Raw genomic sequence first — 22,527 nt, 5'->3', positions numbered from 1 at the left:
GGAATGAATTGTGGGAAGTGCGTCAATTCAATAAACTATGTAAAATCAATAATATATCTTGAATTGCGGTAGTCAGATGGTTGATCGTCGCGATGGGCAGGATGGAATTCGCCGTCACGCCAATGTCGTCTGTCCCAACGCTTCGTTTGGCGGGGCGTATCGGCTCGCGGTCCGCACACGCCAGACCTGCGCTGTCTGCCCATTGCCGCCGCGCAGCCCTCCACTACGTTAGCGCGCCATGATCCCGCTCTCAGTCCTTGACCTCTCCGTCGTCACCACAGGCACAAAACCCGCCGCGTCGCTGCGCAACAGCATCGATCTGGCGAAGCATGTCGATGGGCTCGGCTATGTCCGCTACTGGCTCGCCGAGCATCACAACCTCGCCTCCGTCGCGAGCCCGGCGCCCGACGTGATGATCGGGCAGATCGCGGCGGTGACGAAGCAGATCCGCGTCGGCTCCGGCGGGGTAATGCTGCCCAACCACGCGCCGCTGGTGGTGGCCGAGCGCTTCAAGATGCTGGAGGCGCTGTTTCCCGGCCGCATCGACCTGGGCCTCGGCCGCGCGCCCGGTACCGATGGTGCCACGGCCTACGCGCTGCGCAGCCGGCTCGATCGCCGCGAGGGCGACGATTTTCTGGAGCGGCTGCACGAACTGATCTTGTGGGAGACGAGAGAATTTCCGTCAGGGCACCCCTACAACAACGTCGTCGCGATGCCCGACGACACCAAGCTGCCGCCGATCTGGCTGCTCGGCTCCAGCGATTATTCGTCGGAGCTTGCCGCGCAAGTCGGCATGGGCTTCGCCTTCGCGCATCATTTTGCGTCCCATGATGCGATCGATGCGATGGTGCATTACCGCAACCGCTTCCAGCCCTCGGCCTGGCGCGCCACGCCGCACGCGATCCTTGCCGTCGCCGTCATCGCGGCGGAGACCGACGAGGAAGCTGAAAAGCTCGCGACATCCTTCGACCTCAATCGCCTCCGCCGCGACCGCGGCCAGTATCTGCCGCTGCCGAGCGTCGAGGAGGCGCTGGCCTATCCCTACTCCGACGCCGAGCGCATCTCGATCGCCCGCAACCGCTCGCGCTTATTCGTCGGCAGCCCTGCGACCGTGCAGAAGAAGCTCCAGCCGCTGATCGATTCCAGCAAGCCGGACGAATTGATGGTGATCACGGCGGTGTACGACCACGAGGCGCGAAAGAAGTCGTATTCGCTGCTGGCGGCGGCGTTCGGATTGGCGAAGGCGGCGTAAGCACTCACCGTCATTCCGGGGCGATGCGATGCATCGAACCCGGAATCTCGAGGTTCCGGGTTCACGCTTTGCGTGCCCCGGAACGACGGCATCAATCCTGCTGCGTCTCGCTGAACGTCGCGCGGAACGGGTGCCCCGGATACACGCCGACGATGCGGAATTCGCGCGAGAAGAATTTCAGCTCCTCGATCGCGAAGGCGAGGCCCTTGTCTTCGGGGTGGCCGTCGACGTCGGCATAAAACTGCGTGGCGAAGAAATTGCCGTCGACCATGTAGCTCTCGAGCTTGGTCATGTTAACGCCGTTGGTGGCAAAGCCGCCGAGCGCCTTGTAGAGCGCGGCCGGCAAGTTGCGCACCCGGAAGACAAACGTGGTGACCAGCGGGCCCGACCCTTGCGCGGCCCATTTCGGCTCACGCGCCAGCACCACGAAGCGCGTGGTGTTGTGGGCCTCGTCCTCGATATCCTCGGCGAGGATGTCGAGGCCGTAGATCTTTGCGGCCAGACGCGAGGCGATCGCGGCGACCGTCTTGTCCTTGCGCTCGGAGATGTCGCGTGCGCTGCCGGCGGTGTCGGCGTGCACGATCGGCTTGATGCCGAGCTTGCGGATGATGCGCCGGCACTGGCCGAGCGCGTGGACATGGCTCTCGACGGACTTGATGTCGGAGATCTTGGCCCCCTTCACCGCCATCAGCTGATGCCGGACCGGCAAGAACCATTCGCCGATGATGAAGAGGCCGGAGGCCGGCAGGAGGTGATGGATGTCGGCGACGCGGCCGGCGACCGAGTTCTCGATCGGGATCATGCCGAGATCGGCTTCGCCCGACGAGATTGCCGACAGGGCGTCCTCGAAGGTGGCGCAGGGCATCGGCTCGGCGTCGGGATAGGCCTCGACAATGGCGATGTGGGAATTGGCCCCAGGCTCGCCCTGGAATGCGATTTTCAGCTTGCTCATGATCGGCCTTGTAGCAGCGGCTCAGGATTTGGAAAGGATGCTGCGGGCGGTTTCGAGATCGGGCGGTGTGTCGACGCCGCGGGGCACGCTGTCGACGATCATGATGTCGATGCGCATGCCGGCCTCCACCGCCCGGAGTTGTTCCAGGCTTTCCTGAAGTTCTAGGGGCGAAGGCGGCAGCGACACGAACCGCTCCAGCGCAGCGCGGCGGTAGGCGTAAAGGCCGATGTGGTGGTAACGCGGTCCGTTGCCGTAAGGGGCCGTGGCGCGGGTGAAATATAGTGCCCGCAGCCGCCGCGGCCCGATCGGCGAGCCGACGGCCTTCACGACGCTCGGCGCGAGGTCCTCCTCCTCGGTGTGGATCTGCGAGGCCAGGGTTACGATGTCGACCGCGGGGTCGGCAAAGGGCGGCAGCACCTCGCGGATGGTCTGCGGCGTGATCGTCGGGAAATCGCCCTGGAGATTGATCACGATCTCGGCCTTGCCCTCGGGGTCGAGCTTCTGCATGGCCTCGTGGATGCGGTCCGAGCCGGAGGGGTGTGTGGTGCGGGTCATCACGGCCTCGCCGCCATGGGCTGCTACGACGGCCGCGATCTCCGGCGTGTCGGTAGCCACAGCGACCCGGCCGATGCCGGCGGCTTCCGCACGGCGCAGCACATGCACGATCATCGGCAGGCCCGCGATATCGGCGAGCGGCTTGCCGGGCAGGCGGGTGGCGGCCATGCGGGCCGGGATCAGCACCAGGATGCGGGGATCGGTCATCGGGTCAAGAGCCTGGAAACGGGGCGTTTTCCGCGCCGAGAAATGGGGTGGGGACGGGTTCAAAGCCGGGTCGCTTATACGGGTTGCCAGACCCCGGGCAAACCGATATCTCAATGGCAGAACTCGGGGGAAAGACAAGGAACGTGTGATTCTCCCGGGGCTCGTCCTGGCGGCCGCCCGGCCGCTCAATCCTTCTCAGCGGTGTGGGGCCTGGCCGGAAATGGACTCTTTCGAACTCAATAAGATTCTCGGTGCCGTGCTCGGCACCTGTCTCATCCTGCTGGTCACGAGCTTCACCGCGAATGCGCTGTTCTCGCCCAAGATGCCGGAAAAGCCGGGCTTCGAGATCGCCGTGAAGGAAGACGCCGGCCACGGCAAGGAAGGCGGCGCTGCCGCTGCGGCTTCCGAACCCATTGAGAAGTTGCTCCAGACCGCCTCGGTCGAGAAGGGCGCTGCCGCCGCCAAGAAGTGCGGCGCCTGCCACACCTTCGAGAAGGGCGGTCCGAATCGCGTCGGTCCGAACCTCTATGGCGTCGTCGGCGAGGCACGGGGCGAGGGCCGCAATGGCTTCAACTTCTCGGCGGCCATGAAGGGCAAGGGCGGCACCTGGACGTTCGACGACCTCAACAAGTTCATCGCCAATCCGAAGGGCTTCATCCCGGGCACCGCGATGGGCTTCGCCGGCATTCCCAAGGATTCCGAGCGCGCCGATGTCATCGCCTATCTGAATTCGCTGTCGGAGCATCCCAAGCCGTTGCCGACGGCGTCGAAGTAAGGCCTTAAAAACCCGTCTTGGAATATGCGGCCAGGCTGAAAAGCCTGGCCGTTTCCTTATCCGGGCCTCGCGAGGTCGTTATCGGGGCGTTTGGCCGCAGCGAATGGCGCGGCGGGCTACCAAGATGAGGAAAAAGCAACATATTCCGTCGAAACCTCGCCTATATTGGGAACTTAAAGGAGTAGCCTCCTTCAAGACAGGAATGTTGATTTGGCCATTACCCGACGCGATCTCCTGCTCACCGGCACTGCGGCTGCAGCGCTCCCCGCCCTCGGTTCCGTCGCGGGCGTTCCCGTCATCGGCACGGCCGCGGCGCAATCTGCCGGAGAAGCGGCTTCAAGCGCGTTCCCTTGGCGCCATGCGTTGTCGCTGTTCGGAAAGGTCAAGTACCCCGCCGACTTCAAGCGCTTCGACTACGTCAATCCGGAAGCGCCCAAGGGCGGGGTCGCGCGCCAGATCGCGGTCGGCACGTTCGACAATTTCAACATCGTCGTCTCCGGTGTGAAGGGCCAGGTTTCCGGAGCCGTCGCATTCATCTACGAATCCCTGCTGACGCCCGCGCTCGACGAAGTCTCGACCGAATACGGCGCGCTGGCCGAAGCCGTCAGCCACCCGGACGATTTCTCCTTCGTCACCTATCGGTTGCGGTCACAAGCCAAATGGCATGACGGCAAGCCGGTGACCGCGGATGACGTGATCTTCTCGCTCGATTCCTTCAAGAAGCACCATCCGATGTACTCGGCGTACTACAGTCATGTGGTGAAGGCCGAAAAGGTCGGCGAGCGCGAGGTCAAATTCGTGTTCGACGCGCCGGGCAATCGCGAGCTGCCGCAGATTGTCGGGCAGCTCACGGTCCTGCCGAAGCACTGGTGGGAGGGAACGGACGCGCAGGGCCGCAAGCGCGATGTTTCCGCCACCACGCTCGAAGTGCCGCTTGGCTCCGGCCCCTACAGGGTCAAGGAATTCGTTGCCGGACGATCGATCGCGCTCGAGCGCGTCAAGGACTATTGGGGCCGCGACCTGCCCGCCAATGTCGGCCGCAACAATTTCGACGAGCTGCGCTACGAGTATTTCCGCGACGCCACCGTCGCGATCGAGGCTTTCAAGGCTGACCAGGTGGATTGGCGCACCGAGAACAGCGCCAAGAACTGGGCGACTGCCTACGACTTCCCGGCCGTCACCGAAAAGCGCGTGATCCTCGAGGAGTTCGCAAATCGCAGCTCGGGCGTGATGCAGGCCTTCGTGCCGAACCTGCGCCGCGCCAAGTTCAGCGATCCCCGCGTGCGCCGTGCGCTCAACTACGCGTTCGATTTCGAGGAGATGAACAAGCAGATATTCTACGGTCAGTACAAGCGCATCAGCAGCTATTTCGACGGCATCGAAGATCTCATGGCGACCGGCTTGCCGCAGGGCAAGGAGCTCGAGATCCTCGAAACCGTCCGCTCCGAGGTCCCGCCCGAAGTCTTCACGACGGCCTACACCAATCCGATTGGCGGCAGTCCGGAAGCCGTTCGCGACAATCTGCGCGAGGCGCTGCGCCTGTTCAAGGAGGCCGGCTATGAGGTGCGCGACCGCAAGCTGATCGACGTCAAGACCGGCACACAGTTCTCCGTGGAATTGCTGAATTCCGATCCGAGCTTCGAGCGGATCACGCTGTTCTACAAGCCGTCGCTGGAGCGGCTCGGCATCGCCGTCAGCGTGCGGACGGTCGATCCCACCCAGTACGAGAACAGGACACGCGAGTGGGATTTCGACATCGTCACCAACTCGTGGGGCGAGTCGCAGTCGCCGGGCAACGAGCAGCGCGAATTCTGGTCGTCCAAGACGGCCGACATCGCCGGTTCGCGCAACATTGCCGGCATCAAGAATCCGGCGATCGACAAGCTGATCGAGCGGGTGATCTACGCCAGGGATCGCGACGATCTCGCCGCAGCGACCAAGGCGCTCGATCGCGTGCTGCTGTGGAATCACTATGTCGTGCCGCAGTGGACCTATACGAAGGTGCGCACCGCGCGCTGGGACCGCTTCGGCCGGCCGTCGGAATTGCCCAGATACGGTCAGTCCGGCTTCCCGTTCATCTGGTGGTACGACGCAGACAAGGCGGCGCGGATCGCAAAGAAGTCGTGAAGGACATTTCCCGCATGACGCAGATGTCACGCCGCCATGTGGTTGTTTTGGGTGCCGGCGGCACCCTCGGTGCATCCCTTGGCGCACCGCTGCTGCGCGGCGCGCGTGCTTCGGAGGCGGGGACCGAGGCGCACGGCATTTCGGCATTCGGCGATCTCAAATATCCCGCCGGCTTCCGTCATTTCGACTACGTCAATCTGGACGCGCCGAAGGGCGGCACGTTCTCGCTCATCCCGTCGGTGAAGGCGTACAACCAGTCCTATCAGACCTTCAACTCGCTCAACGCCTTCATCCTGAAGGGCGACGGCGCGCAAGGCATGGACATGACGTTCGTGCCGCTGATGGTGCGCGCCAACGACGAGCCAGACGCGATGTACGGCCTTGCCGCCAAATCCGTGCGGATATCGCCGGACAGGCTGGTCTATCGCTTCACGATGCGGCCCGAGGCGAAATTCCACGACGGCACCAAGCTCACTGCTCATGATGCGGCGTTTTCGCTGACGGCGCTGAAGACCAAGGGCCATCCGCTGATCATCGTGCAGATGCGTGACATGGTCAGCGCGGAGGCGATCGACGACGCGACGCTGGTCGTCACCTTTGCCAAGGGACGCGCGCGCGACGTGCCGCTCTATGTCGCGAGCCTGCCGATCTTCTCGAAGGCGTACTATGCGTCCCGCCCGTTCGACGAAACGTCGCTGGAGATTCCGCTGGGCTCGGGTCCGTACAAGGTCGGCAGGTTCGAGGTCAATCGTTACATCGAATACGAGCGGGTGAAGGACTGGTGGGCCGCCGATCTGCCGGTTTGCCGCGGCAGCTACAATTTCGACGTCGTGCGCTATGAGTTCTATCGCGATCGCGATGTCGCCTTCGAGGGCTTTACCGGCAAGAGTTATCTTTACCGCGAAGAGTTCACCTCCCGCATCTGGGCGACACGCTATGACTTTCCGGCCGTGAAAGATAATCGCGTCAAGCTCGAAACCGTACCCGACGACACGCCGTCCGGCGCGCAAGGCTGGTTCATCAACACGCGGCGCGAGAAGTTCAAAGACCCGCGCGTGCGCGAGGCCCTGATCAATGCCTTCGACTTCGAATGGACCAACAAGACCATCATGTACGGCGCCTATGCCCGTACGGTATCGCCGTTCCAGAACTCCGATCTCATGGCGGGAGACAGCGCGCCTTCGCCGGAAGAACTGAAGCTGCTGGAGCCGTTTCGCGGTCAGGTTCCCGATGAAGTGTTCGCAGCACCGTTCACGCCGCCGGTCTCGGACGGCTCCGGGCAGGATCGAAGCCTGTTGCGCAAGGCGCAGCAACTGCTGAGCGAGGCCGGCGTGCCGATCAAGGACGGCAAACGGGTGCTGCCGAACGGCGACGTGTTCAGGATCGAGTTCCTGCTGGACGAGCCCTCCTTCCAGCCGCACCATGCGCCCTACATCAAGAACCTGGGCACGCTCGGCATCGAAGCGAGCGTGCGCCTCGTCGATGCCGTGCAACACAAGGCGCGCCAGGAAGATTTCGACTTCGACATGACGATCCAGCGTTTCAGCATGTCGGCGACGCCGGGCGATGCCATGCGTGCGTTCTTCTCATCGCAGGTTGCGAACACCAGGGGCTCGTACAATCTCGCCGGCGTTGCCAGCCCGGCCATCGACGCCATGATCGAGAAGATCATGGCGGCCGACAACCGCGAGGACTTGACGATCGCTTGCCGGGCCTTCGATCGGCTGTTTCGCGCCGGCCGCTATTGGGTGCCGCAGTGGTATAACAAGACGCACCGGCTCGCTTATTGGGATCTATTCGGTCATCCGCAGAAGCTGCCGCGTTACGCAAATGGCGTAGGCGCTCCCGATATCTGGTGGTCCGACCGCGCCAAGGCGGCCAAGCTCGAGCAGGCGAAATAATCATGAGCGCGTATATCGCCCGCCGCATCCTCCTGATGATCCCGACATTGCTCGGGATCCTCTTCGTCTCCTTCGTCGTCGTGCAGTTCGCGCCTGGCGGTCCTGTCGAGCGCGTGATTGCGCAACTCTCCGGCGCCGATACCGGCGGCACTTCGCGCATTTCGGGCGGTAGCGACTTTGCGCAGCGTGCCCCGGGGCAAGTCGGCGCGGGCGGCGATTCCATCAACTCGAAATATCGCGGCGCGCAGGGGCTCGACCCTGATTTCATCAAGAAGCTGGAGGCGCAATTCGGCTTCGACAAGCCCGCACCGGAACGCTTCGCGCTGATGGTGTGGAATTTCGCCCGCTTCGATTTCGGCAAGAGCTATTTTCGCGACGTCAGCGTGATTCAGCTGATCAAGGAGAAGCTGCCGGTCTCGATCTCGCTCGGCATCTGGTTGACGCTGATCACCTATCTGATCTCGATCCCGCTCGGCATCCGCAAGGCGGTGAAGGACGGCACGCGGTTTGACACCTGGACGTCGACCATTCTCGTGCTGGGCTATGCCATTCCCGGCTTTCTGTTCGCAATCCTCCTCATCATCCTGTTTGCCGGCGGCTCCTTCTTTAACTGGTTCCCGCTGCGCGGACTGACTTCGGACGGCTGGTCGCAGTTTCCCTGGTACTGGAAAATCCTCGATTACTTCTGGCACCTGACGCTGCCGCTGATCGCCATGGGGCTCGGCGCGTTCACCACCATGACGTTCCTGACCAAGAATTCGTTTTTGGATGAGATTCGCAAGCAATACGTCATGACCGCGCGCGCCAAGGGCTGCAGCGAGGGCCGGGTGCTTTACGGCCACGTCTTCCGCAATGCGATGCTGATCGTGATCGCCGGATTCCCCGGGACCTTCATCCACGCCTTCTTCTCAGGCTCGCTTCTGATCGAGACCATCTTCTCGCTGGACGGGCTCGGGCTGCTAAGCTTCGAGAGCGTGCTCAACCGCGACTATCCCGTGGTGTTCGGCACACTCTACATCTTTTCGTTGGTCGGCCTCGTGATCAACCTGATCTCCGACCTGACCTATATGTGGATCGACCCCCGGATCGATTTCGAGGCGCGGGAGGTCTGATGACGGTTATCGCGCCGACGCCGATCGAGACCACGACCCAGTCTCCGCTGGGTGAGATCGTTCCGATCACGCGAAAGCCGTTCGCGCCTTCGCCGCTGAACAGGCGGCGATGGCAGAACTTCAAGGCCAACCGCCGCGGCTATTGGTCGTTCTGGATATTCATCGCCCTCTTCGTGATCTCGCTGTTCGCCGAGCTGATCGCCAACGATCGACCTTTCCTGGTCAAATTCGACGGCCGTCTCTATTGGCCCGCCTTCGTGACCTATTCGGAAACCACCTTCGGCGGCGATTTCGAGACGGCGGCCGACTACCGCGACCCCTACTTGCAGAAGCTCATCAAGGACAAGGGCGGCGCCATCGTCTGGCCCCTGATCCGCTATTCCTACGACACTCACAATCTCGACTTGCCGACGCCGGCGCCGTCGCCGCCGACCTGGATGCTCACCGAAGCGCAATGCAAGCCGGTGGTCGAGAAGAAGGGGCTGAAGAGCTGCCGCGACCTCGAATACAACTGGTTAGGTACGGACGACCAGGGGCGCGACGTGGTGGCGCGGCTGATCTATGGCTTCCGCATCTCGGTGCTGTTCGGCCTTTGCCTCACGATCATCTCATCCGTCATCGGCATCGCGGCGGGAGCGGTGCAGGGTTATTTCGGCGGCCGGGTCGATCTCATCTTCCAGCGCTTCATCGAGATATGGACGGCAATTCCGTCGCTCTATCTTCTCTTGATCCTGTCCTCGGTCCTCGTGCCCGGCTTCTTCGTGCTGCTCGGCATTCTCCTGCTGTTCTCCTGGGTCTCGCTGGTCGGTCTCGTGCGGGCCGAGTTCCTGCGCGGGCGCAACTTCGAATACATCCAGGCCGCCCGCGCGCTCGGCGTCTCCAACCCGGTCATCATGTTCCGTCACCTGCTGCCGAACGCGATGGTCGCGACCATGACGTTCCTGCCGTTCATCGTCTCCTCGTCGGTGATGACGCTGACGGCACTCGACTTCCTTGGCTTCGGCCTGCCGCCGGGCTCACCATCGCTCGGCGAGCTGCTGTCACAGGCCAAGTCCAACGTGCAGGCGCCGTGGCTCGGTTTCTCCGGCTTCTTCTCGGTCGCGATCATGCTGTCGCTCCTGATCTTCATCGGCGAAGCCGTGCGCGACGCCTTCGATCCGCGCAAGACGTTCAGGTAGGCCAATGGACGCGATCAACCAGCCCCTGCTTGCCGTGCGCGACCTTTCGGTGGCCTTCCACCAGGGGGGCGCCACGACACTCGCGGTCGACAAGGTCTCGTTCCAGATCAAGCGCGGCGAATGCCTGGCGCTGGTCGGCGAATCCGGCTCCGGCAAGTCCGTGAGCGCGCTCTCGATCCTGAAGCTGCTGCCCTATCCGAACGCCTCGCATCCCTCGGGAAGCATCCGCTTCAAGGGACAGGAGCTGATCGACCAGTCCGAGCAGCAGATGCGGGAGGTCCGCGGCAGCGACATCTCCATCATCTTCCAGGAGCCGATGACCTCGCTCAATCCGCTGCACACGATCGAGGCGCAGATCGGCGAGATCATCCAGCTGCACAATCCCACCAGCAACGCGCTGGCGCGCAAGCGGACGCTGGAGCTGCTGACCCAGGTCGGCATCCCCGATCCGGAGACGCGGCTCAACAGCTATCCGCACCAGCTCTCTGGAGGCCAGCGCCAGCGCGTGATGATCGCGATGGCGCTCGCCAACGAGCCCGATCTGCTGATCGCCGACGAGCCGACCACGGCGCTGGACGTCACCGTGCAGGCGCAGATCCTGGCGCTGCTCGCCGAGATCCGCGCGCGGCTCGGCATGAGCCTGCTCTTCATCACCCATGATCTCAGCATCGTGCGCCGCATCGCCGACCACGTTTGCGTCATGAAGAGCGGCGAGATCGTCGAGCAGGGGCCGGTCGAGCAGGTGTTCAAGACGCCGAAGCATCCCTATACGCGCGACCTGCTCGCGGCCGAGCCGAAGCCGGATCCCGCGCCGCCGCAGCCGAATGCGCCGGTGGTGATGTCGGCCGACGATCTGAAAGTGTGGTTTCCGATCAAGCGCGGCTTGATGCGCAAGACGGTCGGCCACATCAAGGCGGTCGACGGCGTCAGCCTCGCCGTGCGCAAGGGCGAGACGCTCGGCGTCGTCGGCGAATCCGGCTCGGGCAAGACCACGCTGGGGCTGGCGCTGCTGCGGCTGATCTCCTCGAACGGGCGCATCGTGTTCCTGGGGAGAGACATCCAGGGCCTGCGCTTCAAGGAGATGCGGCCCTTCCGGCGCGACATGCAGATCGTGTTCCAGGATCCGTTCGGCTCGCTCAGCCCGCGCATGTCGGTCGCCGACATCATCGCCGAAGGCCTCACCGTGCATCAGCCGAAACTGTCGGGCGAGGAGCGTGAGGTGCGCGTCGTCAAGGCGCTCGAGGATGTCGGACTGAAACCAGACACCCGCTACCGCTATCCGCATGAGTTTTCCGGTGGCCAGCGCCAGCGCATCTCGATCGCGCGCGCGGTGGTGCTGGAGCCGGATTTCGTCGTGCTGGACGAGCCGACCAGCGCGCTCGACATGCTGTTCCAGGCGCAGATGGTCGATCTGTTGCGCGAGCTGCAACGCAAGCGCGATCTCACCTACATGTTCATCTCGCACGATTTGCGCGTCGTCGCCTCGCTCGCCAGCCATCTGATCGTGATGCGCGGCGGCAAGGTGGTCGAGGAGGGACAGGCGGCCGAGCTGTTCAAGAACCCGAAGAGCGATTACACGCGCGCGCTGTTCGCGGCGGCGTTCCGGCTGGAGACGGCCGGGAATGGATCGGTGGCGACGTAGCCCGGCATTCCGGTCGCGCGACGGCGCGAGCCCAAGGACGCTTCTGCTGGTGGCCGAAGCGGGCCGCACCTACCTGTCGCGTTGATCTACGCGGCGCGTTCCTTGTCTAATTGTTCCTCGACCGTGGTCGCTGTTTCTTCCAACTTCTTTTCGTAATTGCCCGCGAGCTTCTCAATACTATCGGCCCACATCCTCAGCATTGAGACCTGAAAGTGGATCATCGGCTTCAAGGCATTCATGCCGATTGCTGTCGCTGCGGCGATGCGCCGTTGTGAGTCGCCCGCGAGATGGTTTGCAGTAGCGGTCTTGTCTGCCATGCTGTTCGCTCCTTCGCGCTGGTGTTATGGCCTAAAGTCACCTCTCGGGTTGTGAATTGCGTGCTTCCAAACACTCGGCCAAAACTTGATCTGCCGCGAGTCGCGCACATTGGTCGTCATGCAATTCATCCAGTTTTTTCAAGTAGGCGACTGCGGCGATTTGCAGGAGATCGAAATCATCTTCGCCGGTATCGCGAAGACTGGCGATGTAGCGATAGAGGGCGGAACGCCTGTTATCATTCTCGCTGATGCCGCTGTGGAGCAGCAGGTAGTTCCGCCAAGCGAATGCACACGCGCCTTCTCTGGCCTGAGAACTCATGGGGCACCTCCCAAAGGCAGAAAGACTGACGACATGTTTCGTTCCGCAATTCTCCCAATTGTAACGTTGTTCCGTAGTTGCGCCGCGAGATGCCTGTCAGCCGGGGCGGGTTGCCCTTTCGAGTGACGGGTTGCCCGAATGATCGTGCGTGTATTCCCTGGAAAATGAGCCTGGGGAACGTACGAGACCTCCGGTTCTCTCTGCGCTGGAGTGTCGCAGCCCGCTTCGCTCAAATATGTCGATATCCACGGTAATATCTGTCCGTGGAGCCGCGGAGGCGGTGATGGCTTCAAAGCTGTCTTCTGGCACTGTTGTCTTGCTACTGGTTGGAGCAACGGTGCTTTTGATCGCAAGTCGGCCACCTGTGTGGATGCTGCTGCTGCTCGGTTCCTTCGCGCTGGCGGCGCTGTATATCGTCGTGCGAACAAAGTCGCGTTACGATCCGCTCGATCCACGCTTCGGCAGCTGCATCCCTCCGATTTCCAAGCCGAAGGCCAGAGCCGGTAATGTGCCCAAGCAACATAGCGACGTCTGACATCCGCAGATGCGGATCCGCTTCCAAGACCGACATTCGGCATACCGGTTTCAACGTCGCCTTCGGAGAGTAAAGCGGACGCGGCAAATTAGCGGTGAATTATGAGCTCACGCACTAGTCACCTGAATCTAAAGTTCGCCACATAATGTCTGCTGGGCTTTGTGGCAGAAGCGTTTGACGGACGCCAAAATCTGGTCTGCGGACTTGGTCCATTTGAAGGGCTTCGGGTGTCTGTTGTGCAAATCGATGAAGGTACGGATGTCGGCCTCGAGTTGCCTGACGGAGGTGTGAACACCTCGCTGGATCTGCTTTCTGGTGAGCTCAGCGAACCAGCGCTCGACCTGGTTGATCCATGACGCGGAAGTCGGCGTGAAATGGACATGATAGTGCGGCCGGCGGGCGAGCCACGCTTTGATCTTGGGTGTTTTGTGAGTGGCGTAGTTGTCCATGACGATATGGACATCGATCCCTTCAGGGACTTGAGCGTCGATCTCTTTGAGGAACTTCAAGAACTCGATTGCCCGGTGGCGTTTGTAACATTTGCCGATGACGAATCCCGAGGCGACATCGAGCGCGGCAAACAGCGAGGTCGTACCATGCCGCACATAGCTGTGCGTGCGCCGTTCCGGTACGCCCGGCATCATCGGAAGGACCGGCTGCTCGCGATCCAGGGCCTGGATCTGGCTTTTCTCATCGACACTGAGGACAAGGGCTCGGTTCGGTGGGGACAGGTAAAGGCCGACGATGTCGCGTACCTTGTCGACGAACAGCGGATCGCTCGATAGCTTGAATGTCTGGCCACGGTGCGGCTGCAAGCCGAACGCCGCCCACATTCGGCGGATCGTGGTGTGGGAAAAGCCGGTTTCCGCAGCCATCGAGCGGATCGACCAATGCGTGGCATCGGCTGGCGTCGTCCGCAACGTCCGCTCGATCACCTCAGCAACCTGATCGTCGTTGATGGTTCGAGGGCGGCCAGGGCGTGCCTCGTCAAGCAGGCCATCACAGCGGTCCTTCAAAAATCGGCGACGCCACTTGCCAATGGTGTGTTCGTGCAGGCCGAGTTCGGCAGCCACAGACTTGCTTGGCAATCCATCCGCGCATCGCAGGATCGCGCGGCATCGCTCAGATAGCGATCGGGCAACGCGATGACGACGAACTTGCCTCTCCAAGTACGCCCGCTCCTGCGGACTAAGCACCAACGGCGCGATCGGCCGGCCTCGCTCACCTGCATTAGCCACGAGCTCTCTCCTCTGTAGAGATTCGAGCTATCAACTAATGTGACGAACTTGCGTTCCAGATGACTAGTCACCTGAATCTAAAGTTCGCCACATAATGTCTGCTGGGCTTTGTGGCAGAAGCGTTTGACGGACGCCAAAATCTGGTCTGCGGACTTGGTCCATTTGAAGGGCTTCGGGTGTCTGTTGTGCAAATCGATGAAGGTACGGATGTCGGCCTCGAGTTGCCTGACGGAGGTGTGAACACCTCGCTGGATCTGCTTTCTGGTGAGCTCAGCGAACCAGCGCTCGACCTGGTTGATCCATGACGCGGAAGTCGGCGTGAAATGGACATGATAGTGCGGCCGGCGGGCGAGCCACGCTTTGATCTTGGGTGTTTTGTGAGTGGCGTAGTTGTCCATGACGATATGGACATCGATCCCTTCAGGGACTTGAGCGTCGATCTCTTTGAGGAACTTCAAGAACTCGATTGCCCGGTGGCGTTTGTAACATTTGCCGATGACGAATCCCGAGGCGACATCGAGCGCGGCAAACAGCGAGGTCGTACCATGCCGCACATAGCTGTGCGTGCGCCGTTCCGGTACGCCCGGCATCATCGGAAGGACCGGCTGCTCGCGATCCAGGGCCTGGATCTGGCTTTTCTCATCGACACTGAGGACAAGGGCTCGGTTCGGTGGGGACAGGTAAAGGCCGACGATGTCGCGTACCTTGTCGACGAACAGCGGATCGCTCGATAGCTTGAATGTCTGGCCACGGTGCGGCTGCAAGCCGAACGCCGCCCACATTCGGCGGATCGTGGTGTGGGAAAAGCCGGTTTCCGCAGCCATCGAGCGGATCGACCAATGCGTGGCATCGGCTGGCGTCGTCCGCAACGTCCGCTCGATCACCTCAGCAACCTGATCGTCGTTGATGGTTCGAGGGCGGCCAGGGCGTGCCTCGTCAAGCAGGCCATCACAGCGGTCCTTCAAAAATCGGCGACGCCACTTGCCAATGGTGTGTTCGTGCAGGCCGAGTTCGGCAGCCACAGACTTGCTTGGCAATCCATCCGCGCATCGCAGGATCGCGCGGCATCGCTCAGATAGCGATCGGGCAACGCGATGACGACGAACTTGCCTCTCCAAGTACGCCCGCTCCTGCGGACTAAGCACCAACGGCGCGATCGGCCGGCCTCGCTCACCTGCATTAGCCACGAGCTCTCTCCTCTGTAGAGATTCGAGCTATCAACTAATGTGACGAACTTGCGTTCCAGATGACTAGAGCCGCTTGATCGCCACGACCTCGCTGCCGGCCTGCTTGATCCGTGCAATGGCCGGCTCGATCGGCTCGATCACCGTCGCCATATGATGCGCGTTGGCGTGAACCATGGTGCCGGCGTCGCGGACGATGGCGACGTGGCCCTTCCAGAAGATTAGGTCGCCGCGTTGCAGCTTGCTCTGCCCGTGAGGCTCCAGGGCTCGTCCAAGGCCGGCCTGCTGCATGTCGCTGTCGCGCGGGCAGCCGGTGCCGGCCGCCGTCAGCGAGACCTGCACGAGACCCGAGCAATCGATGCCGAGGCTGCTCTTGCCGCCCCAGAGGTAGGGCGTGCCGACGAAGCGTTCGGCCACCGCAACGAAGTCCGGCTCGCGATGATCGAGCGGGCCGAGATGCGCCTTCGGCAGATAAGCTCCGTCGCGCGTCACCGCGAAGCTGCCGTCCTCGCGCGCCACCGCAATCTTCGATCCCATCACGAGCGTGCCGGCTGGCGGCAGCTTGATCGAGGGGCCCGGGAACGCAAACGTCCGCAGCGCGCTGACCTTGTGCGTCGGGGCGGCCGTCGGCTTCATGAGCGCCGCATCGGGAAGCCAGCCGACATAGCCGTCACTTCCCAGCTGGCCCCAGGCCCAGCCCTCGCCATTGCGATCGTAGACCGTGACGCGCTCGCCGCGCAGCGCCTCCGTCATCAGCATCGCGTCCGAGGACGGCTGTTCGCGCACCGCTGCAATCGCGTCCGTCACCTCGAATTCCTCGCCGGTGACGAAACGCTCCGCCTGCACCTTGCCTTCGAGATATTTGGCGGCGAGGTCGGCCCGCGCCGGTGTCAGCCTTGGATCGTGTCCTGGATCATGCATAGCGCTCGCTCAGCAATGTGTAGATGGCGCGCGCGGCCTGGCACTCGCCGCCTTCGGGGCGCGCCGGCTTCGCCGACGGCGTCCAGCCATAGATGTCGACATGCAGCCAGCTCTTGGCCTGCTCGACGAAGCGTTGCAGGAACAGCGCGCAGGTGATCGACCCGGCAAAGCCGCCGGACGGTGCGTTGGTGATGGTGGCGGTCTTGGAGTCCAGCCACGCATCGTAGGCCGGCCACAGCGGCATGCGCCACAACGGATCGTTCTCCTTGACGGCGCAGCGCGCGACGTCGGCGGCAAGCGTCTCATCATTGGTGTAAAAGGGCGGTAAATCCGGCCCCAGCGCGACGCGTGCAGCTCCCGTCAGCGTGCCGAGATCGATCAGCAGGTCGGGCTTCTCCTCGTCGGCGAGCGCCAGGGCATCGGCGAGCACCAACCGCCCTTCAGCATCCGTGTTGCCGATCTCGACCGTGATCCCCTTGCGCGATGTAAAAATGTCGAGCGGGCGGAAGGCATTGCCGGCGACCGCATTCTCGACCGCCGGAATCAGCACGCGCAGCCGGACCCTCAGCTTCGCGTCCATCACCATGCGCGCGAGCGCCAGAACGTTGGCGGCGCCGCCCATGTCCTTCTTCATGATCAGCATGCCGCTCGACGGCTTCAGGTCGAGCCCGCCGGTGTCGAAGCACACGCCCTTGCCGACCAGCGTCACCTTGGGATGGGCGGGATCGCCCCAGCCGATGTCGATCAGTCGCGGCGCGCGGTCCGAGGCCATACCGACGGCGTGGATCAGGGGAAAATCCGTCCTCAGATCCTCGCCGATGGTGCAGGCAAAGCTCGCGCCGAATTCGCTGGCGAGCTCTTGGGCGGCTGCGGCGAGCTCCTCCGGCCCCATGTCGTTGGACGGCGTGTTGATGAGGTCGCGCGCCAGCATCGCGGCATCGGCCATGCGGCTGATCTCGACGGCGTCGACGCCGTCAGGCGGCACCAGGCGGACATCGGGGCTATCTGCCTTGCGGTAGCGGGCGAAGCGGTAGCAGCCGAGCGCGAAGGCGAGTGCGGCGAGCCGTGCATCGTGCGGTGCATTCGCAAAGCGATAGGTGCCCGGCGGCAACAGGCCGGGCAGGGCGCCCGGCCGGAACAGGTCGCGGGATCTTGCACCCTCGTCCTCGAGGCCGAACAGCACTTGCGCGATCGTACCGCCGGGGGCGGGCAGGGCGAGATAGCCGCCCGGCTTGGCGGCGAAGGCGTTCGCCGTGGCGAACTGGCGTTGCGCCGGCGGCAGCGTCTCGGCGACCTGATCCCAGCTCGACTTGGTGACGAAGGTGATCGGGATGGCGGTTGGCGACGTCTCGAAGACAGAAGGCATTGGCGGGTCCAGGTCGTCAGATCAAGCTGGTTATGCGGATGAGGGAGACTTCGCAGAGTTTTGCGGTGGCCGCAATCGGCTTTGCCGTCACCGTTGAGCGAGCGGCTACTCGCAGCAAGGGGGCCATGCTAGGTTCCGGCAACGGCCGCCAGGTGCAAGGAGATCACCGGTGGCCGAAAGCGAAGCCTGCCGGGAGGAAATGCAATGGACGTCGTGTGGAGTATGGTCACTTTCATCGGCCAGGTCGTCGAGGCGATTTTCAGCTATGTCGAGCATCATCATTGGATCTTCGCGTTCCTTGCCGGCGGCTACGTCTTCTATCTCCACGACCGCTCCGTCCATGCGCGCTTCGATGCGCTCGACAAGCGCTACGAAATCCGCAAGCGGCTTGCCATCGAATATTGATCGGGTGAAACGAAACCGGCGACGGGCAGATCTCCAGACCTGAACGAGCAGGTGAAGGCGCTCGGCCTCGACCTCGGTCTCGGCGGAGAGGTGCCGCCGCAGACGCCGTCGTGAGGGGCATCCCGGCGTTAACCGGCCATTAGGGTTAACAGTCTATTGCTGGCGCGTTCGGCTCGATCCATCCGCTCGAGAGTCAAAGCGTCATGCGTCAACGGTTCAGTCCTGCCCGGCTTCTCGCATCTGCCTCGCTCGTTGCGGTGGTGGCCATGAGCCTCGGCGGCTGCACGGCAATGTCAAAGCTCTCCGACGTCACCGGATCGATCGGGTCGCGTGCGGAGGCCTCCCCTCCCAGCGATCCCGCAGGCGCCGTCGAAGTCTATGGCGAGCGTTACCGTGCCAATCCCAAGGACGCCGAGGCCGCGCTCGGCTATGGTCAGGCCTTGCGCGCCAACGGCCAGCGCGCCCAGGCCGCCGCCGTTCTCGAGCAGGCGACCATCGCCAATCCCGGCAACAAGGCGCTGCTCGCCCAGTACGGCCGTGCACTCGCCGACAACGGAAATTTCCAGCAGGCCTTCGACGTGCTGTCGAAAGCGCATTCACCCGACAATCCGGACTGGCGTCTGCTCTCGGTGCAGGGCACGGCGCTCGATCAGATGGGCCGTCACGATGAGGCGCGTTCCTATTATGCGAGCGCGCTGAAGATCGCGCCGGGCGATCCCGGCGTGCTGTCCAATCTCGGCCTGTCCTACATGCTGTCGAGAGACCTTCCCAAGGCCGAAGAGGCGTTGCGGCAGGCCTACGCCTCGCCGCGCGCGAGCGCGCGGGTGCGGCAGAATCTCGGCCTGGTCGTCGGTCTCCAGGGCCGCTTTGCCGAAGCCGAGACTATCGTAAAGGCGGACCTGCCGCCGGAACAGGCCGCAGCCAACGTCGCCTATCTCAAGGAAATGCTGAGCCGCAGCGACGTCCCACGCGGCGCACCGAAGCGGACGCCCGTCGCCGCGCTCAGCCGACCCGACTGATCCGACCTGATCGTCTCATCCTGAAGCCGCTCGCGCGAACCGCACGCGGCTCAAGTCTTGCGTCACTGCATCTCGGAGATCTTGATGCCGGTCGGCCCGAGAATGACGACGAACAGCACCGGCAGGAAGAACAGGATCATCGGCACCGTCAGCTTTGGCGGCAGCGCAGCGGCCTTCTTCTCGGCCTCGGTCATGCGCATGTCGCGGTTTTCCTGCGCCATGACGCGCAGGGAATGTCCGAGCGGAGTGCCGTAACGTTCCGCCTGCTGGAGCGCCAGACACACCGACTTGACGCCCTCGAGCCCGGTGCGCCGCGCCAGGTTCTCATAGGCGACCTTGCGGTCCTGCAAATAGGACAGCTCGGCGGTGGTCAGCGTGAACTCTTCCGACAGCGCGATCGACTGGCCGACGATTTCGGTGGCGACTTTCCGGAATGCCATTTCGACCGACATGCCGGATTCGATGCAGATCAGCAGCAGGTCGAGCGCGTCGGGAAAGGCGCGCTTGATCGAAAGCTGGCGCTTGGAAATCGCGTTCTTGAGGAACAGCATCGGGGCCTGAAGCCCGAGATAGGCGGCGCCGATGCAGATGCCGATCTTGACCGGCACCGGTTTCTCCATATGCGCGATCAGGAACACGTACAGGACCGAGCCCACGAACAGGGTGATCGGAGCGACCATGCGCGCAAACAGGAAGGTGATGTAGGGCGCCTGACCGCGGTAGCCGGCCATGATGAGCTTGTCGCGGGCAGCTTCCTGCGCGAGCCATTTGGTGAGGTTGAAATCCTCGACGACCTTGGAGACGAGCTGCTTCGGGGTCTGGCGCAGCGAGACCTTCTCGCTCTTGTTGAGGCGCTCGCGCTCGCGCTGCCGGATCCGCTCGCGCTCGCTCGCCACCGCCTTCATGCGCTTGGAGAGGCCTTCGCCGGCGAACAGCGGCATCACCAGCGTATAGACGGTAGCGCTGGCGGCGATGGCCGCCAGCAGCATGGTCATGAAACGGACGTCATGCAGTTTCGAAACCAGAAATTCGACCATACGCCACCGTCAGAAATCGAAGTTGATCATCTTCTTCATCACCATGATGCCGACCGACATCCAGACGACGCAGCCGACCAGCATGAGCTGCCCGGTAGGATGGGTCCACAGCAGGGAGATGTAGTGCGGCGTCGTGAGATAGACGAGAAACATCACGATCGGCGGCAGCGAGCCGATGATGGCGGCCGAAGCCTTGGCCTCCATCGACATCGCCTGGATCTTTTCCCTCATCTTCTTGCGGTCGCGCAGCACCTTGGAGAGGTTGCCCAGCGCTTCGGAGAGGTTGCCGCCCGACTTCTGCTGGATCGAGATGACGATGCCGAAGAAGTTGGCTTCCGGCAGCGGCATGCGATCGTAGAGGCGCGAGCAGGCTTCGCCGAGCGGCATGCCGATCGCCTGGGTCTCGATGATGGCCAGGAACTCGCTGCGCAGCGGCTCGGGCGAATCGGCAGCGACCACCTTGATCGATTCGAACAGCGGCAGGCCCGCCTTGATGCCGCGGACGATCACGTCGACGGCGTCGGGCAGCGCGGCCAGGAATTTGCTTTCGCGGCGCTTCTTCAGGAAGCTGAGTGCCCAGCGCGGCAAGCCGAAGCCGCCGGCGAAGGCTAGGCCGGCGCCGCCGAGCAGGCCGCCACCGACGAACATGGCGGCTACGAACAGCACGCCCGCCACGACGGCGGACACGATCCAGAGTTTCTGCGGCGTCCAGTCCAGCCCCGCCTGCGACAGGCGGATGTTGAGCGGAACGCTCTTCTCCTGCTGACGTCGTGCCTCGAGATCCTTCAGCGAAGTCTCGACCTGCTCACGGCGTGAGCGCTGGCTCTTTTCGGTCTGCTTGGCCGCGGGCGCGTCGGCGCGCGCGATCGAGGCACGGCGGTTTTCCGCCTTCCGCTCCCCGGACAGCAACGGATAGAGGAAGACCCAGGCGATGCCGCCGACAGCGGCGGTGGCGAGGAAGGCGAGGGCGAGGACCTGCATGTTCATGGCGGCGCTGACCTGCTCACGTCGTTGGCGCCACTTCCGCCGCATCGAGTGCGGCGGCAAGGCGCTTCTCGTCGCCGTAATAGCGAGCGCGTTCCCAGAACTTCGGACGGCCGATGCCGGTCGAGCGGTGCCGCCCGATGATCTTGCCGTTGGCGTCCTCGCCGATCATGTCGTAGAGGAAGATGTCCTGGGTGATGATGGTGTCGCCTTCCATGCCCATCACCTCGGTGATGTGCGTGATGCGGCGCGAGCCGTCGCGCAGGCGCGCGGCCTGGACGATGACGTCGATCGAGGCGCAGATCATCTCGCGGATGGTCCGCGACGGCAGCGAGAAGCCGCCCATCGTGATCATGGATTCGCAGCGCGACAGCGCCTCGCGCGGGTTGTTGGCGTGCAGCGTGCCCATCGAGCCGTCATGGCCGGTGTTCATGGCCTGAAGCAGGTCGAACGCCTCGGGTCCGCGGACCTCGCCGACGATGATGCGTTCGGGGCGCATACGCAGGCAGTTGCGCACCAGCTCGCGCATGGTGATCTGGCCCTCGCCCTCGATGTTGGGCGGGCGGGTTTCGAGCCGCACCACGTGGGGCTGCTGGAGCTGAAGCTCGGCCGCGTCCTCGCAGGTGATGATGCGCTCGTCGTGCTCGATGTAGTTGGTGAGGCAGTTGAGCAGCGTGGTCTTGCCCGAGCCGGTACCGCCGGAGATCAGCACGTTGCAGCGGACGCGGCCGATGATCTGGAGGATCTCGGCGCCCTCCGGCGAGATTGCGCCGAACTTGACGAGCTGATCCAGGGTCAGCTTGTCCTTCTTGAACTTGCGGATGGTGAGTGCGGGCCCGTCGATCGACAGCGGCGGCACGATCGCGTTGACACGGGAGCCGTCGGCAAGGCGCGCGTCGCAGATCGGCGAGGATTCGTCGACGCGCCGGCCGACCTGGCTGACGATGCGCTGGCAGATGTTGAGGAGCTGCTGGTTGTCGCGGAAGCGGATACCGGTGCGCTGGATCTTGCCGCCGACTTCGATGTAGACGGTGTTGGCGCCGTTGACCATGATGTCGGCGATGTCGTCGCGCGACAACAGCGGCTCCAGCGGGCCGTAGCCGAGCACGTCGTTGCAGATGTCGTCGAGCAGCTCTTCCTGCTCGGCGATCGACATCACGATGTTCTTGATCGCGATGATCTCGTTGACGATGTCGCGGATTTCCTCGCGGGCCGATTCCGAATCGAGCTTGGCGAGCTGGGCGAGGTCGATGGCCTCGATCAGCGCGCCGAAGATGGTCGCCTTGACCTCGTAGTAATTGTCCGAGCGGCGGGTTTCCATCGCCGGCGCAGGCCTCGCCGGGGCAAGCGGCGGCGAGGCGACGGCCGGCGGGGGCGGCGCGCGCGACACCGTCGGCGCCAGAGCCGGGGCAGGCTCTGGCGACACGGCGCCGGGCTTCGGGGCCCGAAGGTCGGTGTCTGTTCCGCTACGCTTACCAAACACTTAACGACTCCATGCGGC

General features: G+C 63.3%; 21 protein-coding genes. 10 read left to right on the top strand and 11 right to left on the bottom strand.

The window, feature by feature from the left end:
* Positions 1 to 238: 238 nt before the first annotated feature.
* A complete protein-coding gene (locus tag ACFLEY_RS42495; RefSeq protein ID WP_060909195.1) occupies positions 239 to 1,252 on the top strand; it encodes an LLM class flavin-dependent oxidoreductase in 1,014 nt (337 codons plus the stop codon).
* 91 nt (positions 1,253 to 1,343) lie between these two features.
* On the opposite strand, the gene ACFLEY_RS42490 is transcribed toward ACFLEY_RS42495, so the two are convergent.
* Both ACFLEY_RS42490 and ACFLEY_RS42485 read right to left on the bottom strand, forming a co-directional pair.
* A complete protein-coding gene (locus tag ACFLEY_RS42490) occupies positions 1,344 to 2,204 on the bottom strand; it encodes a prephenate dehydratase (RefSeq protein WP_011084238.1) in 861 nt (286 codons plus the stop codon).
* A gap of 21 nt (positions 2,205 to 2,225) precedes the next feature.
* Positions 2,226 to 2,966, bottom strand: coding sequence for a 3-deoxy-manno-octulosonate cytidylyltransferase (locus ACFLEY_RS42485; RefSeq protein WP_011084239.1), 741 nt, complete (start codon positions 2,964 to 2,966; stop codon positions 2,226 to 2,228).
* Positions 2,967 to 3,186: 220 nt separating this feature from the next.
* Between ACFLEY_RS42485 and ACFLEY_RS42480 the strand changes: the two genes are divergently transcribed.
* The 6 genes from ACFLEY_RS42480 (at position 3,187) to ACFLEY_RS42455 (ending at position 11,701) form a co-directional block, all read left to right on the top strand.
* Positions 3,187 to 3,741: a cytochrome c family protein gene (locus tag ACFLEY_RS42480; protein ID WP_011084240.1), complete on the top strand. Its 555-nt coding sequence runs from the start codon at positions 3,187 to 3,189 to the stop codon at positions 3,739 to 3,741.
* 210 nt (positions 3,742 to 3,951) lie between these two features.
* Entirely contained in the window at positions 3,952 to 5,868 is a 1,917-nt protein-coding gene (locus tag ACFLEY_RS42475; RefSeq protein WP_060909193.1) for an extracellular solute-binding protein, read from the top strand.
* Positions 5,869 to 5,882: 14 nt separating this feature from the next.
* Positions 5,883 to 7,769 carry an extracellular solute-binding protein gene (locus ACFLEY_RS42470; RefSeq protein WP_060909192.1) on the top strand — a complete coding sequence of 629 codons (1,887 nt, stop codon included), beginning with the start codon at positions 5,883 to 5,885 and terminating at the stop codon, positions 7,767 to 7,769.
* A 2-nt stretch (positions 7,770 to 7,771) separates the two neighbouring features.
* Positions 7,772 to 8,881 (top strand): microcin C ABC transporter permease YejB, encoded by a 1,110-nt coding sequence (locus ACFLEY_RS42465; protein WP_011084243.1) that lies wholly within the window; start codon positions 7,772 to 7,774, stop codon positions 8,879 to 8,881.
* Complete coding sequence (locus tag ACFLEY_RS42460) at positions 8,881 to 10,059, top strand: ABC transporter permease (protein ID WP_028173513.1); 1,179 nt, start codon at positions 8,881 to 8,883, stop codon at positions 10,057 to 10,059. The genes ACFLEY_RS42465 and ACFLEY_RS42460 overlap by 1 nt, the downstream gene beginning before the upstream one ends.
* 4 nt (positions 10,060 to 10,063) lie before the next feature.
* Positions 10,064 to 11,701, top strand: a complete 1,638-nt coding sequence (locus ACFLEY_RS42455) for an ABC transporter ATP-binding protein (protein WP_060909191.1) — start codon at positions 10,064 to 10,066, stop codon at positions 11,699 to 11,701.
* Between the two features lie 86 nt (positions 11,702 to 11,787).
* On the opposite strand, the gene ACFLEY_RS42450 is transcribed toward ACFLEY_RS42455, so the two are convergent.
* Positions 11,788 to 12,018, bottom strand: a complete 231-nt coding sequence (locus tag ACFLEY_RS42450; protein ID WP_060909190.1) for a hypothetical protein — start codon at positions 12,016 to 12,018, stop codon at positions 11,788 to 11,790.
* A gap of 37 nt (positions 12,019 to 12,055) precedes the next feature.
* Entirely contained in the window at positions 12,056 to 12,337 is a 282-nt protein-coding gene (locus ACFLEY_RS42445) for a hypothetical protein (RefSeq protein WP_082755581.1), read from the bottom strand.
* Positions 12,338 to 12,620: 283 nt separating this feature from the next.
* On the opposite strand from ACFLEY_RS42445, the gene ACFLEY_RS42440 reads away from it, so the two are divergent.
* The gene (locus ACFLEY_RS42440; protein WP_171901085.1) at positions 12,621 to 12,872 is read left to right on the top strand and encodes a hypothetical protein; all 252 of its coding nucleotides are present in this window, start codon (positions 12,621 to 12,623) and stop codon (positions 12,870 to 12,872) included.
* Positions 12,873 to 13,000: 128 nt separating this feature from the next.
* Here the strand turns inward: ACFLEY_RS42440 and ACFLEY_RS42435 are convergent, their stop codons facing one another.
* The 4 genes from ACFLEY_RS42435 to ACFLEY_RS42420 all read right to left on the bottom strand — a co-directional run bounded on the left by ACFLEY_RS42435 (position 13,001) and on the right by ACFLEY_RS42420 (position 17,581).
* On the bottom strand, positions 13,001 to 14,110 hold the full coding sequence (locus ACFLEY_RS42435) for an IS630 family transposase (protein ID WP_060908300.1): 1,110 nt from the start codon (positions 14,108 to 14,110) through the stop codon (positions 13,001 to 13,003).
* Between the two features lie 77 nt (positions 14,111 to 14,187).
* On the bottom strand, positions 14,188 to 15,297 hold the full coding sequence (locus ACFLEY_RS42430) for an IS630 family transposase (protein ID WP_060908300.1): 1,110 nt from the start codon (positions 15,295 to 15,297) through the stop codon (positions 14,188 to 14,190).
* A gap of 63 nt (positions 15,298 to 15,360) precedes the next feature.
* Entirely contained in the window at positions 15,361 to 16,215 is an 855-nt protein-coding gene (locus ACFLEY_RS42425; RefSeq protein WP_011084247.1) for a C40 family peptidase, read from the bottom strand.
* Positions 16,208 to 17,581 (bottom strand): M17 family metallopeptidase, encoded by a 1,374-nt coding sequence (locus ACFLEY_RS42420; protein ID WP_060909188.1) that lies wholly within the window; start codon positions 17,579 to 17,581, stop codon positions 16,208 to 16,210. The genes ACFLEY_RS42425 and ACFLEY_RS42420 overlap by 8 nt, the downstream gene beginning before the upstream one ends.
* Positions 17,582 to 17,785: 204 nt before the next feature.
* Here ACFLEY_RS42420 and ACFLEY_RS42415 point away from each other — a divergent pair, with 204 nt between their 5' ends.
* Together ACFLEY_RS42415 and ACFLEY_RS42410 are read left to right on the top strand one after the other, a co-directional pair.
* Positions 17,786 to 17,986 carry a hypothetical protein gene (locus tag ACFLEY_RS42415; protein ID WP_060909187.1) on the top strand — a complete coding sequence of 67 codons (201 nt, stop codon included), beginning with the start codon at positions 17,786 to 17,788 and terminating at the stop codon, positions 17,984 to 17,986.
* Positions 17,987 to 18,189: 203 nt separating this feature from the next.
* The gene (locus ACFLEY_RS42410; protein WP_060909186.1) at positions 18,190 to 19,005 is read left to right on the top strand and encodes a tetratricopeptide repeat protein; all 816 of its coding nucleotides are present in this window, start codon (positions 18,190 to 18,192) and stop codon (positions 19,003 to 19,005) included.
* Positions 19,006 to 19,067: 62 nt separating this feature from the next.
* Here the strand turns inward: ACFLEY_RS42410 and ACFLEY_RS42405 are convergent, their stop codons facing one another.
* Genes ACFLEY_RS42405 through ACFLEY_RS42395 form a run of 3 tightly spaced genes read right to left on the bottom strand, consistent with a single transcriptional unit; the run spans position 19,068 to position 22,509 of the window.
* Positions 19,068 to 20,042, bottom strand: a complete 975-nt coding sequence (locus ACFLEY_RS42405; RefSeq protein WP_011084251.1) for a type II secretion system F family protein — start codon at positions 20,040 to 20,042, stop codon at positions 19,068 to 19,070.
* Positions 20,043 to 20,051: 9 nt separating this feature from the next.
* Complete coding sequence (locus tag ACFLEY_RS42400; RefSeq protein ID WP_060912739.1) at positions 20,052 to 21,029, bottom strand: type II secretion system F family protein; 978 nt, start codon at positions 21,027 to 21,029, stop codon at positions 20,052 to 20,054.
* A gap of 16 nt (positions 21,030 to 21,045) precedes the next feature.
* The gene (locus ACFLEY_RS42395) at positions 21,046 to 22,509 is read right to left on the bottom strand and encodes a CpaF family protein (protein ID WP_011084253.1); all 1,464 of its coding nucleotides are present in this window, start codon (positions 22,507 to 22,509) and stop codon (positions 21,046 to 21,048) included.
* Positions 22,510 to 22,527: the final 18 nt, after the last annotated feature.

It is taken from the genome of Bradyrhizobium sp. YCK136 (assembly GCF_044570075.1).
GTDB classification, from domain to species: Bacteria; Pseudomonadota; Alphaproteobacteria; order Rhizobiales; family Xanthobacteraceae; genus Bradyrhizobium; species Bradyrhizobium diazoefficiens.
The sequence above is the reverse complement of the archived record's forward strand: the minus strand, read 5'-3'. Positions and strand labels throughout refer to the sequence as shown.